Raw genomic sequence first — 13,761 nt, forward strand, 5'->3', positions numbered from 1 at the left:
TGACAGGAATTCATGGCTATCTTCACCGACCCGATCCGCGACTATCAGGGTTTCGCGCCGGGGGACGCGGAGTGGCTGCACCTTCTGGTGGGGGACTGGCAGATGGTGGCGGACCTCGCGTTCGCCGACCTCGCGCTGTGGTTTCCGCTCGACGACGGGGGGTACGTCGCGCTGGCGCATGCCCGGCCCTCGACTTCGCATACCGTCTTCCACAGCGACTTCGTGGGGGAGCGGATCCGGGCGGACCTGCTTCCGCTGGTGAACCGGGCCTGGGAGAGTCAGCGGATCGAATGCACGCCGGACGAACAGTGCCTGGAGACCGCCATGCGCGTCGAGGCGGTCCCCATGGTGCGCAACGGCCGGACCCTGGCCATCGTGACGACCCATATGGACATGTCCACGCCGCGGATGCCCTCCCGGCTGGAGCTCACCTACCGGCAGTGTGCGCAGGATCTGCTCCGGATGGGGACCCTGGGCCTCTGGCCGGACTTCGCGACGCCGACGGGCTCCCGGCGGGGGGCGCCCCGCGTCGGTGACGGACTGATCCGCCTCGACGTCGACGGGATTGTCGAATATGCCAGCCCCAACGGCGTCTCGGCGTTCCGGCGGCTCGGGGACGTGGAAACCCTCGAGGGGCGGTCGCTGGCCGAAATCACGACCCCGCTGCTGAAGGACCGGCGGATGGTCGATGAGACCCTGCCGCTCGTGGTGACCGGGCGCATGCCTTGGCGGTCTGAAATCAGCTCCCGCGGCGTCAGTCTGTCCCTGCGGGCGATCCCGCTGCGGGACGAGACGGACCGCTTCGGGGCGCTGGTGCTGGTACGGGACGTCTCGGAACTGCGCCGCCGGGAGATGGAACTCGTCTCCAAGGACGCCACCATCCGGGAGATCCACCACCGGGTGAAGAACAACCTGCAGACCGTCGCCGCCCTGCTCCGGATGCAGTCGCGGCGGATGGTCAGCGACGAGGGCAAACAGGGCCTCGAGCAGGCAATGCGGCGGGTTGCGACCATCGCCCTGGTCCACGAGACCCTGTCCCAGGGTCTTGCGCAGAGCGTCGACTTCGATGAGCTCATCGAGCGGCAGTTCCGGCTCTCGGCGGAGGTCGCCTCGCCGTCCCACGCGGTGCGCACCGAACGCAGCGGCAGTTTTGGGGAGCTGCCGAGCGACTTCGCGACGCCGCTGGCCCTTGTCATCAATGAGCTGGTGACCAACGCCGTCGAGCACGGACTGGCCGAGCGCAGCGGCACCGTGTGGCTGGCGGCGAACCGTCGCACCAACCGCGACGGCGAGGAGCTCCTTGACGTCACGATCGCCGATGACGGAGTGGGCCTGCCCGCCGGGGAATTTCCCCAGGGCCTCGGCCTGCAGATCGTCCGGACGCTGGTGAACAGCGAGCTCGGGGGGACCATCGAGTGGAGTGCCCGGGAGGGCGGCGGCACGACGGTGCACCTCGAGATGGGCCTGCACAACGACCGGTGCGCCTGAGCGGTCGGATAGGTCGGTCGGATGGGCGGCCGGTTCCGGCCGCCCGCCGGTCATCTCCCCGAAGCCTGGGAGCAGAGGTCCGGATTAAATGCAGGAGGGCCGCCCGCGGGCGGCCCTCCTGCATGTGCTGGCTGCGGCCTGGCGGCCGCCCTGCACCTAGTTACGAGGCGCGGCGGGCACGGGCGGCCCGGCGCTTGAGCGCGCGGCGCTCGTCCTCACTCATTCCGCCCCAGACGCCTGCGTCCTGTCCGGATTCGATCGCCCACTGAAGGCAGGTGTCGATGACGGGGCAGCGACGGCAGACGCTCTTGGCCTCTTCGATCTGAAGAAGCGCCGGCCCGGTATTTCCGACCGGGAAAAACAACTCCGGGTCCTTGTCCAGACACGCAGCGCGGCTACGCCAATCCATGCTGACCACTTTCTCCTTTAGCCCTCATCCTTGTGAAAACATTCACGAGGGCCCTCATAGTAAAGGGGCCGTATGCGGCCCCCGCTTTCATCTCAGATCAAGGCTGTCACGTTACGTCACGGTAAACAAGAGTTAATACACCGAGAGTTGCGCAGACGAATGAGGGATAGGTCACAAGAGGGTGCGGGAGGGGTCCGGTCTTGGCCGTACTGGAACTATCTCCGGTAGGGTGCCAGTGTGTCAAGACCCACCGAGCCAGCTCCCCACCTCCGCCCGGCCGGCGTCGCCGTGATCGCGGGAATCCTCCTGTTTGAGGCCCTGGGCTTCCTGGGCGTCGGAGCCCTCTTCCTGAGCACCCTGGCCATGGGCGATCTGGTCTCCGTCGGGGGAACGGTCTTCCTGGCAGTGTTCCTGATCCTCCTTGCCATCTGGCTCGTGGTGCTGGCCCGTGCGCTGTGGCGGGGTTTCCGCTGGCCGCGCTCGGCCGCCCTGGTGATCCAGCTCTTCCTCGTCATCCTTTCGGTGTCGTTCTTCTCCAGCGGGGCGGTGGTGATCGGCCTCGCGATGCTGGTGCCGGGAGCGGTTGTCCTGATCGCCCTCTTCACCAGCCCCGTCCTGAACTACACTTCACGGACCGCGGGGGAGACCCGGACCCTGTAGGGCATCAGGGGCCGCCTTCAGGAAACTGCGCGAGCTGCACCGGCAGCTGCCGGCCCGAGTCCAGCACCACCGCGCGTCCGGGTGGGCCGATGCTCTCCGGAGCCTCCAGCCGGACCCCGAACGCCTCGCCGTCGGAATCGGACCGCGGCGCCAGAATGACGCCGCGGCCCGCGGCCCGGGCCAGCCGGGCGAGCGGCCGCTGGGTCAGCAGGAACTGGAGACCCGCCGTCAGCACCGCCCGGGCCCCGGAGGCGAGGCATGCCTCGAGGATCGGGTGGAGGGCGTCGGGCAGGGTGTCGGCGTCGTCGATCAGCAACAGGCACCGCGCCGGGTCCGTCGCCAGGGGAGGGCGGCCGGCGGCGGCCCGCCAGTAGGCCGCCGGATCGTCCCGGGTCCGCAGGCGGTACAGCCAGGGCGGGGCCTGGTGCTCGAGCAGGGCCAGAAGGGTCGACCTGCCCGAGACCGGCGGGCCCACCGCGGCCCAGAGGCTCCCGGCTGGCAACCCCAGGAAGACGGTCTCCGGTTCGTCGCCGCCGATCCCGATTGGAATTTGGCAGGCACCGCCGGCCCCGGTGGCGGGTGCGAGGTCCCTCGACCGCACCCGGACCGGCAGCGGGTCAACCCGGAAGGGGCGCCGCTGCGGGGGCCGCGGCGCCGCTGCCCCCGCCCGGGGCCGGACGGTCAGCTGGGCGGGGGCGCCGTCGTCGATCAGGACCGGGCCGGACCGGGCCGTGCCAAACCTGCCGACGGCAACGCCCCGTCCCGGCACCGGGTCGACCGGCGGCAGCCGGGGCCAGCCGGCGGTCACCTCCGGGGGCGTTCCCAGGGGCAGGTAGACCCGGTTCGGGACCTGCCCGAGGAAGCGGGCTGCGGTCAGCTCCCTTTCACCGGTGATCACCAGCGACACTCCGGCGGCGGGACCGTCACGGACGATGTCGTGGAGCAGGTCCTCGGCGGCGGAAAACCGGCGGGACCGGAAGGCGCCCGCCCACCGGCCCCAGCCCGACACCGCGAGGAGAATCGGAGCAGTGCCGCGTGCGGCGGGGGCCGAGAGCCGTTCGAGGACCACGGCGGCGAGGCGGAGGAGGATCCGCTCCGCCCGGACCGGTTCGTGGGCGGCGGCGTAGGCTCCCGTCTGGGGCGCGTCGGAGGCGGAGACGAGCGTGAAGTCGCCGTCGAGGATATAGAGGTGCGCGTCCGGCAGGACCAGCAGGCACTCCGTAAGGGTGTGCCGGAGCGCTCCGGAGGCTCCGGAGGAAGCCGAACCGATGAAGGCAAGGTGCGAGCCGCCGGGTGCCCAGCGCAGGAGAGGCTGCGACTGCCGGTCGGGAAGATCCAGCAGTCCCAGGGTGAGGGCCCCCGGCACCGACGCCCCGGGGCCCGCGGGGAGCAGCTCCGCCGGCAGTGGGGGGAGGACCGGGGGCCACGCACCATCGATTCCGGCGGCGGCGGCCGCCGCAGCCAGGGTCCGCACGGCCGCCGCCACGGTGGGTGGAGAATGGGTCTCTGCCGTCGACTCCGCACCCGACGACGGCGCCGCGCCACCCGGCCCGGTCTGGCCTTCAAGATGAGTCGCAAGGTCCTGGACCGCCGGCGTTTGCGGCCCTTCACAGCAGGCCGCCTGGAATTCCACGGCGGGGGCTGGGCCAACCGCCAGCAGTCCTCGTCCGGGCAGACCGACGGGGATCGAGGCCGCCGCGGCGGTCCCAACCAGGTCGAGCGAGTCGGATCCGGACTGGACCCGGAAGACGACCCGGGCGGTGACGTTTGCCCGGATCTCCGGGGTCACTGCGCCCTGGGGCCGTTGCGTGGCCAGCACAAGGTGAACGCCCAGTGAACGGCCCAGGGCGGCGATCCGCATCAGGTGCTCCATCGCGTCGGGAACCTCCTCCGCAAGGAGCCGGTACTCGTCGATCACCACAACGAGCCGGGGCAACAGCGTCCCCGGAGCAGCCCGATGGTAGGCATCGATCGAGCCTGCCGAGCAGGCGGCGAACAAGGCCTCGCGCCGGATCAGTTCGGCGCGGAGGGATCTCAGGGCCCGGGACACCGATTCTTCGGAGAGATCCGTCAGCAGGCCCACGGCGTGGGGGAGGTCCGCGAGCGGCTCAAGCCCTGACCCGCCCTTGAAGTCAATGAGGAGGAAATTGATCCTTCGTGGCGAGTACCTGGCTGCCAGCCCAAGGACCAGCGCCCGAAGGAACTCCGATTTCCCAGCGCCGGTGGTGCCCGCTGCCAGCAGGTGCGGGCCCTCGGTGGTGAGGTCGATGTCCACCGGGCCGGACGGGGTCACGCCCACCGGCACCGGAAGGTCCAGCCGGTGGTCTGTGGCGGCCCACCGGCGCACGGTAGTCCCGAGGTGGAAGCTCGGCTGAAGTGCTCCTGGCCCGAACACCGCACACCGGCGGGGCAGCCCGCCCGGTCCCGGCGCGTCCGGCACCTGCCCACCGAGCGCCCGTGCGGCGCGCTCGAATGCCACCTCACCCATGAGGTCCGGCAGGAAAGTGGTCGTGGTACCGCCGCGGCGCAGCTGGCCGCGCCCCGGCGCTAGGGTGATCCCCACGCGGGCGGGCGGCCTGGGCCCGAAGCGGAGTACATGCACGGGAGCCGACAGCGGCAGTGGAGCGGGAGCGGGGCCGAAGTCCAGGGCGACACACGTGCCGGAACCGGAAATGAGGGCGAGGAAGGACTCCCGCCGTGTGGCGAGCTGGACTCCGGGCAGGAATCGGGCCTCCAGCGGCAGGGAGTCCATGGTGCCCCAGCACACCACTGACATCGGCTCCGGGAAGCAGGCCAGCTGCAGGAGAAGGGACCGGGCCGCGCCGCGAATCGCTTCCTTCGGGCCCTCGAAGGACACCTCGAGCGGTGGTTCCCGCATCTTGGCGGCGCCGTTCGCCGGCACAGCCGGAGAGCCACCCGCAGAACCCGGGGGCAATCGAAGCGTCAAGGGCGCCCCGGAGAGCACCGGAGGCTGCCACCCGGGCGGCGCCCCGGTCACGGCGAGGTCGGCCGGCTGGTCTGCGGTGCCCAGGCGGAGCGTTATGCCCGGCGCCCCGCCAACGGACCGCTCACGCAGGAGTTCCGCGGCGCCCCTCCCGGTGCCCCCTCCGGTGGGCGAGGGGGCCAGCAGTGCAAGGACGAGTTGCCCTAAGTCGGGGGCTCTCCGCTTCCGCAGTTCCAGATCCTCCGCGGCGGCGGCGGCGACTGCCCGCCGGAACACCCTTCCCCGGAGCACGCCGGTGGCAAGGGGCACGCACGCGGCCAGCGACGCTGCTGCGCTGAAGGCCAGCAGGAGCACCATGCCGGTGGCGAGCGCCAGCGATCCACCGACCACCAGGGGGACCACCGCCGCAAGGAGGCCGCCCCACCCGGCCGGCGGGGGCAGGGGGACACCCACGGGGACCGGGCCGTCCAAGCCCGAGGCTGGGAGCCGATGCGCCGCCTCTCTGGATGACCCGGCGATGGCCAGTCTGCACCTACTACCGCCAAACTTCATCGACGACTCCACCGTGATCGGGGTTTCGGTGATGGGCGCTCCGTCGACCACCGTGCCGTTGGCGGAGTGCCGGTCCCGAAGAAGCACCTGGTGCCGCCCGACCACCAGCACGGCATGTCGGCGCGAGACCAGCGGGTCCCTGATTGTGATGTCGGCAGCCGCGCGTCCAATGCGGTAGGTGCCCCGGGAAAGCGGAATGACCTGGCCCGCGTCGGGGCCTGCGTGAACGACGAACAGGAGCCCCGGTGCCGCCGCCTCCGCCGGTGCGCGGCCGGAGGGGCCCGCGACGATGACCGCCCCGCTGACCAGCGGACTGCAGCCGGATACCAGATCATCTAGCCGGCGGCCTGCGACGTGAAACGGTCCCGGCGTGCCACCCCGGGCGAGCTCGCTCACGAGCTTCTCGCCGGTGTCCAGGACGGCGCCGTCGACAACTAATTCGCGGGCCGAAGCCTCCGGGCCGCCGGGGCCGGAAACGAGGGAGAGGTGAAGCAGCATTGGGCGGTCCTGCAGGTGTCAGGGGGCAATGTCAGAAACGTTAGGCGTCCGGGGGACCCCGCACGGCCGGGCGCCGCGCTGTGTGGATAAATAGGGCCCGCCGTGCCCGCAGGACGCGCCGCCGCGGGGCCCGGTCCGGCGCGGGGGAGGGCCTCTGTGTCCCAGACCACCGGTACTTATCCGGTAACCTTGGGAATCGGGCAGGGGCACTCGTGTGCCTACATTCATCCACAGGAGAAGTAGTGAATTCAGACCTCGTCATTGTTGGTGCGGGATTTTTCGGGCTCACCATCGCAGAGCGGGCTGCCACTGAACTCGGTCTCCGCGTGACCGTGATCGACCGCCGCAACCACATCGGTGGAAACGCCTACAGCGAGCGGGACGCCGAAACCGGTATCGAGGTCCACAAGTACGGCGCCCACCTCTTCCACACCTCCAACGAGCGGGTCTGGGAGTACGTCAACCGGTTCACCACCTTCACGAACTACGTCCACAAGGTCTACGGCGTGCACAACGGCGAGGTGTTCTCCCTGCCGATCAACCTCGCGACGATCAACCAGTTCTTCAGGGCCAACTTCACGCCCGACGAGGCGCGGGCGCTGATCCAGGAACAGGCCGGGGAGCTCGCGGGGTCAGACCCGCAGAACCTCAATGACAAGGGAATCCAGCTGATCGGCAGGCCCCTCTACGAGGCGTTCATCAAGCACTACACCGGCAAGCAGTGGCAGACCGACCCGAAGGACCTGCCCGCCGGAATCATTTCCCGGCTGCCGGTGCGCTACAACTACGACAACCGGTACTTCAACGACAAGTACGAGGGTCTTCCCACCGACGGATACACAGCGTGGATCGAGCGCATGGCCGACCACCCGAACATCACGGTGAAACTCACCACCGACTTCTTCGACGAGTCCCAGCCGCTCAATAAGGAGGCCATCGTTGGCACTGTGCCCGTGATCTACACCGGTCCGGTTGACAGGTACTTCGACTACGCCGAGGGCGAGCTGTCCTGGCGTACGATCGACTTCGAGCAGGAGGTGCTCGAAACGGGCGACTTCCAGGGAACCTCGGTGGTCAACTACAACGACGCCGACACCCCCTTCACCCGAATCATCGAACCGCGCCACTTCCACCCGGAACGGGACTACCAGACGGAAAAAACGTTGATCATGCGCGAGTTCTCCCGGTTCGCCGAGTCCGGAGACGAGCCGTACTACCCGGTCAACACTGCGGATGACCGGCTCAAGATGCTCGCCTACCGTGACCTGGCCAAGGCGGAGGACTCGGTGCTGTTCGGCGGGCGCCTCGGAACCTATAAGTACCTCGACATGCACATGGCCATCGGATCGGCCCTGACCATGTTCGACAATAAGATCAAGCCGCACTTCACGGGCGGGGAAACGCTAGAAAGCGGAGGAGTTGACGCATGAGCACTGCACCGGCAGTAGATCGAGCAGCCAAGGACGAAGCGGACAAGGCTGCGTGGCGCACCGTCCACCGGGTCGTTTTCCCCACCGACGGCGACACCGACACCCTTCCGCTCTACGTCGACTTCAACGCGGCCCAGCGGGTCGTGGACGGACAGCAGGGAAGCGCCAAATCCGACTCCTCGTCAACCGCGGTCATCACGCAGAGCACCTCCCAGCGCTCCGATTTCATCGTCGACCGCCGCAGGCTGCGCCTGCCGGCCCACCGGCGCATCTCCCTGGGCACGTACTTCAACGCCTTCCCGGCGAGCTACTGGCGTGCCCACACCGAGGTGAAGTCCGTCCGCCTCCTCGTTGAGGTCGACGCCGTGGCCACCGTGGTCGTGTACCGCTCAAGCGCGCGCGGAAGCTCCAACCGGGTCGAAAGCATCCGGGCCGAGGGCGGAAAGCCCATCGAGGTCGAGCTGCCGATCACCGCGTTCGGTGACGGCGGCTGGTACTGGTTCGACCTTGTCGCCCTCGACAGTGACGTGACCCTCACGAAGGCGGAGTGGGCGGTCCGCGAGCCTGAGGGATTCGTCCCGGGAACGCTCTCCATCGCCGTGACCACCTTCAACCGGCCCGAGTACTGCGTCCGGCTCATGCGGACCCTCGCCGAATCCCCGGACCTCCTCACGGTTCTCGACCGCCTCCTGATCACCGACCAGGGCACCCAGAAGGTCCGCGACGAGGAAGGCTATGGCGACGCGGCCGCCGGGCTGCAGGGCCAGTTCGACCTGATCGAGCAGGACAACCTCGGCGGATCGGGCGGATTCGCCCGGGGCATGCACGAAACCGTGAAGGACGGCCGCAGCAAGTACGTCATGCTCCTTGACGACGATGTCATCGTGGAAACGGAAGGCATCCTCCGCGCCGTCAGCTTCGCCGACTTCACCCGCAAGCCAACCATCGTCGGCGGTCACATGTTCAACCTCTACGAACGCGCTGTGCTCCACAGCTTCGGCGAGGAGATCAACGAGTACCGCTACACGTACGGGACCGTGACGACGACCCAGGAATCCCACGATTTCTCCGCGAGCAACCTGCGCACGACCCCCTGGATGCACCGCCGGGTCGACGTCGACTACAACGGCTGGTGGATGTGCCTGATCCCCACGAGCATCGTTCGGGAGATCGGGCTCGCGCTCCCGGTCTTCATCAAGTGGGACGACGCCGAGTACGGGATCCGGGCCAAGGCCCACGGCTACCGCACTGTCTCGCTTCCCGGAGCGGCCGTCTGGCACATGCCGTGGACGGACAAGGACGACACCATCGACTGGCAGGCGTACTTCCACCAGCGGAACCGCTGGGTTGCCGCCATGATCTACTCGCCCTACAAGCGGGGCGGACGCATGCCGCGCGAGAGCTTCGCCGTTGACATGCGCCACCTGCTCTCGATGCAGTACTCGGCCGTGGAACTGCGGCTTGACGCGCTCGAAGACGTATTGGCCGGCCCGGGCCACCTCCACGAGAACATCGGCACGAAGCTGCCAGAGATCCGGGCCCGCAGGGCCGAGTTCGAGGACGCCCGGGTGAGCAAGGACCTCGCGGCGTTCCCCGACGTCCGCCGGGTCAAGCCGCCCAAACGGGGCGTCAAGCCTGCGGCTCCAAAGAGCAGGCGCGAGGCGCTGGCGAAAGTCGCAGCGGGTGCCCTCCGGCAGGTCCGCCCGGCGCGCCCCGGTGCCTCCGAGAGCCCGGAAGCAACCGTTCCCGCGATGGACGCCCGCTGGTGGAGGCTCGCGTCGCTGGATTCGGCGCTCGTCTCCTCCGCCGACGGCTCAGGCGCCTCCTGGTACAAGCGGGACTCCGCCCAGTTCCGGGCTATGGTGGCCCGCAGCATGGCACTGCACCAGAAGCTGCTCACCCAGTGGGATGAGCTGTCCGAGCAGTACAAGTCGGCCCTCCCGGACTTCACCTCCCAGGAAGCCTGGGCGGCGACCTTCGAAAAGCACGGGTCGGACAAGAAGGAACTGTGAGCACTGCCGCCGAGCACCTGGAACCCGGGGGCGTGAACGCAGCAATGGACACCCCAGGTTCCGGCCAGGGACTGCGGGATGTCCTGCGCTCCCGGTTCCTCCTCAAACTCCTCGTGCAGAAGGAACTGCGGGTCCGGTACCGGGGGTCGGTCCTCGGCCTCCTGTGGTCCTATGTCAAGCCCGGCATGCAGTTCGTCGTCTTCTATGTCGCCCTCGGGGTGTTCCTCGGACTCGAGCAGAGCCCCAGGAACCCGGAGGGGCTGCCGAACTACGCCGTCTACCTGTTCTCCGGGATCGTCCTGATCAACTACTTCAGTGAAGCCCTCGGAAACGCCTCCCGGTCGATCGTCATGAACGGCGCCCTAATCAAGAAGATCTTCCTCCCGCGGGAATTGTTCCCGGTGGCCTCCATCTGGGTGTCGGGGGTCCACTTCCTCCCGCAGGTCATCATCCTCGTGGTCGCCTGCCTGTTCAGCGGCTGGTCGCCCTCGGTGATCCAACTGCTGGCCGGAGTGGCAGGATTCCTTATCGTCACCATGCTCGCCACCGGGCTGGGGCTGCTGTTCGGCGCCGTCAACGTGTACTTCCGGGATGCCGAGAACCTCGTCGACATGCTGCTGATGGTCGCCACCTGGGCGGCCCCGGTCCTCTACGCGTGGACGATGGTCAGCGACAAGGTGAGCGCCGGCCTGTTCACCCTCTACCAGCTCAACCCGCTCACCGTCGGCGTGGAGACCTTCCACTTCGCGTTCTGGTACCCGACGACGACCGCCGCCGATCCCGTGCCGCCGAACCTGCTGTCGGTGTGGATTCCGATTGCCCTGGTGATCTCCGCAGCCCTCCTGCTGCTGGGCCAGTTCGTTTTCAAACGGCTTGAGGGCCGTTTCGCGCAGGAGTTGTGACGTGACGACAGCAATAGAGATAGCCGACCTCAACAAGCAGTTCGTGCTGCGGCACACCCGGTCGATGAAGGAAGCCTTCGTCTGGCTGATGAAGGGCCGCAAAGGGGACCTTTCGGAGAAGTTCCACGCGCTCAAGGGCGTCTCCCTGACGATCAACCAAGGGGAAACGGTCGCGCTGCTCGGGCTCAACGGGTCGGGGAAGTCAACGCTCCTCAAGCACATCTCCGGCGTCATGCGCCCGGATACCGGAACCGTCCGAACGAGGGGACGGGTCGCCGGGCTCATCGAGGTGGGCGCGGGTTTCCACCCGGACCTCAGCGGCCGGGACAATGTATACCTCAACGGGGCGATCCTCGGCATGAGCGAGGCGGAGATCGCTGAGAAATTTGATTCCATCGTCGAATTCTCTGAGATCGGCCACTTCATCGACACCGAGGTGAAGTTCTACTCCTCGGGCATGTACCTCCGGCTTGCCTTCTCCGTCGCCGTGCACACGGACCCGGAGGTGTTCCTCGTGGACGAGATCCTCGCGGTCGGTGATGAACCGTTCAAGCAGAAGTGCCTCGCCAAGATCAGGGAACTGGCCGACGCCGGGCGCACGCTGATCGTCGTCAGCCACGAACTCGACCTCGTGGCGCAGATCTGCGAACGCGGCGTGCTCCTGGACCATGGCACAGTGCTGATGGACGGTCCGGTCAACCAGGTCGTCGAGCGGCTGCGCAAGGGAATCTAAACCCCCGCATCCGCACCACCCGGCACCGCCCGCGCCGGTGAAGAAATAGCCCCTTCCCAACCCTTTTGCTTTTTGGAGGAATCTTGTCCTGGTGGACGACCGTGCCGGTTCTGGCCGCAACCCTTGCCGTGATGGTACTGCCCGGGGCGGTTGTTGGTCTCGCCATGGGCTTCAGGCGGCTGGTCCTCGTCGGTGTCGCTCCCATGTTTTCCGTCGCCGTGGCGGGCATCGCCGCGGTCCTCGCGTCGCTGGCCGGGATTCCCTGGGGGATACTTCCGCTGCTCGGGGTGACCCTGGTCGTCGCGGCCATCGGACTGGTGCTTGACCGGGTGTTCCGGTCGCGCATGCGGTCCGGAGCCACGATACCTCCCGACGGGTGGCGGGTGGTCCTGGCGGCCCTCGTCGGCGTCGGAACCGGCGCCCTGCTCATCGCCCGGCAGACCAAGCGGCTGATCGGCAGGCCCGAGGAGTTTGCGCAGCGGTTCGACAATATCTTTCACCTCAACGCCGTCCGTTACATCCTGGAAACCGGTGACGCCTCCACCCTCACCCTCGCCTCCCTGACCGGCAACACCGGCGCCGCGGCGGCCTACCCGGCCGCCTGGCACTCCTTCGCGGCACTGGTTTCCCAATTGTCGGGCGCTTCAGTTCCGTTGTCGGTGAACTTCGTCAACATCGTGACAGCATCGGTCGTCTGGCCTTTGTCGGTCCTCTTCCTCGCTCGGGTGGTGATCGGCCCGCGGCATGTCGGACTGCTTTCGGCCGGGGTGCTGTCGGCGGCGTTCGTCGCGTTCCCCTTCCTGATGATGATCTGGGGTCCACTGTTCCCCTACATGCTCTCGCTCGCCATCGTTCCGGCGGCCTTGGCCCTGGTGGTGCTCGCCGTCAACAGAGGCAACCAGATCGGTGAAAGCCGCTGGCGGTCGCTGCTGGGTCTCGGGGGAGGGCTCGCTGGTATTGGCTTCTCGCATACGAGCAGCGTGAACACCCTCATCGCCCTGAGCCTGCCGCTGCTCGTGACGGCCCTGGTGGCTCATCTGCGCGACCGGGTCCGCCGAAAGGCGCCCGTGCGCGGCTACATCCCGGCCGCCGCGATGGTCGTCCTGGCGGCTCCGCTGATGGGAGCGGTCTGGCTGAAGCTGCGCCCCGGGCCGTACGATACCTGGTCCCCGCATACCACAAGCGCCGGTGCGATCGGCGAGGTGATTGCCAACGCACCCCTGGGCATGAAGGACATCACGGCCGTGGCGTCCATCCTGGCAATCATCGGCGTGGTCAGCGCGGTGCGGAACCGAACGCAGTTCTGGTTCGTCGTCAGCGCCTTCATCGCGGGCTACCTCTACTTTGTGGACGCAAGCTTCGAAAAGGGGTACTGGCGGGCGCTGCTCACGGGAATCTGGTACCAGGACACGCACCGGCTGGCGGCCATCGTGCCGGTCGTCGCCGTCGTGCTCGCCGGGCTGGGGTGCCAGGCAGTGGCCGACGCCGTGCTGAAGTCGATTCGCCGGAGGAAAGCGGAGGCCGCCGCATCGCCCGGGCCCGCCGGCAGGGCACGCACTGCAGCCGGCGCAGGCGGCCTTGCCCTCGTTGCGCTCCTGCTGACCCTCAGCAACCAGACCGGGCCCGTGGGCCCGTACATCGACCGGGCGAATCTCTTCTACCAGCGCGAAAGCCCAACCTCGATCCTCTCCAACGACGAGTATGAACTCCTCGAACGAATCCAGGACGAGGTGCCGGAGGACGCCGTCATCGCGGGCAACCCCTGGAACGGCTCGACCCTGGTCTACGCCTTCGAGGGGCTCGACGTCCTGGCCCACCATCTGATCGAAGTCAAGACGGACGAGGAAATCGCCATCGCCGAAGGGCTGCGGGACGCGACGACGTCGGAGACGGTGTGCGAGGCGATCCGTGAAGAGGGCGTCACCCACGTCCTGGACTTCGGCACGCAGTACCTCAGCGACAATTCGAACGCCCACAACTTCCCCGGACTGGAAGGCCTGGAGAGCTCGGACGCCGTAGAACTCGTCGATCGCGAAGGCGCCGCGAAGCTGTACAAAGTGACCGTCTGCCAGCCGGAAGACTAGGATCCGCGGGGCCGCCGCCGGGACGGCGGCCCACCCAGGCCCTGCACGG

The 13,761-nt window shown here is 68.1% G+C and carries 9 protein-coding genes; 7 read left to right on the forward strand and 2 right to left on the reverse strand.

Annotated elements, in window-relative coordinates; translation table 11 throughout:
• Positions 1-12 precede the first annotated feature (12 nt).
• Positions 13-1,488, forward strand: coding sequence for a sensor histidine kinase (locus GVV86_RS08985; RefSeq protein ID WP_159802569.1), 1,476 nt, complete (start codon positions 13-15; stop codon positions 1,486-1,488).
• 160 nt (positions 1,489-1,648) lie between these two features.
• Here GVV86_RS08985 and GVV86_RS08990 read toward each other — a convergent pair whose 3' ends face one another.
• Positions 1,649-1,897 carry a WhiB family transcriptional regulator gene (locus tag GVV86_RS08990; protein WP_086994524.1) on the reverse strand — a complete coding sequence of 83 codons (249 nt, stop codon included), beginning with the start codon at positions 1,895-1,897 and terminating at the stop codon, positions 1,649-1,651.
• Positions 1,898-2,134: 237 nt separating this feature from the next.
• Between GVV86_RS08990 and GVV86_RS08995 the strand changes: the two genes are divergently transcribed.
• Positions 2,135-2,557, forward strand: a complete 423-nt coding sequence (locus GVV86_RS08995; RefSeq protein WP_159802570.1) for a hypothetical protein — start codon at positions 2,135-2,137, stop codon at positions 2,555-2,557.
• Between the two features lie 4 nt (positions 2,558-2,561).
• Here GVV86_RS08995 and GVV86_RS09000 read toward each other — a convergent pair whose 3' ends face one another.
• Positions 2,562-6,551 (reverse strand): type VII secretion EssC family protein, encoded by a 3,990-nt coding sequence (locus tag GVV86_RS09000; RefSeq protein ID WP_159802571.1) that lies wholly within the window; start codon positions 6,549-6,551, stop codon positions 2,562-2,564.
• A 242-nt stretch (positions 6,552-6,793) separates the two neighbouring features.
• Between GVV86_RS09000 and glf the strand changes: the two genes are divergently transcribed.
• The 5 genes from glf to GVV86_RS09025 all read left to right on the forward strand — a co-directional run bounded on the left by glf (position 6,794) and on the right by GVV86_RS09025 (position 13,712).
• The gene (gene glf, locus GVV86_RS09005; RefSeq protein WP_159802572.1) at positions 6,794-7,981 is read left to right on the forward strand and encodes a UDP-galactopyranose mutase; all 1,188 of its coding nucleotides are present in this window, start codon (positions 6,794-6,796) and stop codon (positions 7,979-7,981) included.
• Positions 7,978-9,993 carry a glycosyltransferase gene (locus tag GVV86_RS09010; protein ID WP_159802573.1) on the forward strand — a complete coding sequence of 672 codons (2,016 nt, stop codon included), beginning with the start codon at positions 7,978-7,980 and terminating at the stop codon, positions 9,991-9,993. Before glf ends, GVV86_RS09010 begins: the two co-directional genes overlap by 4 nt.
• 44 nt (positions 9,994-10,037) lie before the next feature.
• The gene (locus GVV86_RS09015; protein ID WP_159802638.1) at positions 10,038-10,895 is read left to right on the forward strand and encodes an ABC transporter permease; all 858 of its coding nucleotides are present in this window, start codon (positions 10,038-10,040) and stop codon (positions 10,893-10,895) included.
• Between the two features lies 1 nt (position 10,896).
• The gene (locus GVV86_RS09020; RefSeq protein WP_159802574.1) at positions 10,897-11,628 is read left to right on the forward strand and encodes an ABC transporter ATP-binding protein; all 732 of its coding nucleotides are present in this window, start codon (positions 10,897-10,899) and stop codon (positions 11,626-11,628) included.
• An 83-nt stretch (positions 11,629-11,711) separates the two neighbouring features.
• Entirely contained in the window at positions 11,712-13,712 is a 2,001-nt protein-coding gene (locus GVV86_RS09025; RefSeq protein WP_159802575.1) for a DUF6541 family protein, read from the forward strand.
• Positions 13,713-13,761 lie beyond the last annotated feature (49 nt).

The sequence above is a fragment of the Arthrobacter zhaoguopingii genome (genome assembly GCF_009828595.1).
Taxonomy (GTDB): Bacteria; Actinomycetota; Actinomycetes; order Actinomycetales; family Micrococcaceae; genus Arthrobacter_D; species Arthrobacter_D zhaoguopingii.

Coding starts and splice junctions, on each gene's coding strand:
- GVV86_RS08985 (WP_159802569.1), top strand. CDS start 13: ATGGCTATCTTCACCGACCCGATCCGCGACTATCAGGGTTTCGCGCCG.
- GVV86_RS08990 (WP_086994524.1), bottom strand. CDS start 1,897: ATGGATTGGCGTAGCCGCGCTGCGTGTCTGGACAAGGACCCGGAGTTG.
- GVV86_RS09000 (WP_159802571.1), bottom strand. CDS start 6,551: ATGCTGCTTCACCTCTCCCTCGTTTCCGGCCCCGGCGGCCCGGAGGCT.
- GVV86_RS09010 (WP_159802573.1), top strand. CDS start 7,978: ATGAGCACTGCACCGGCAGTAGATCGAGCAGCCAAGGACGAAGCGGAC.
- GVV86_RS09015 (WP_159802638.1), top strand. CDS start 10,038: ATGGACACCCCAGGTTCCGGCCAGGGACTGCGGGATGTCCTGCGCTCC.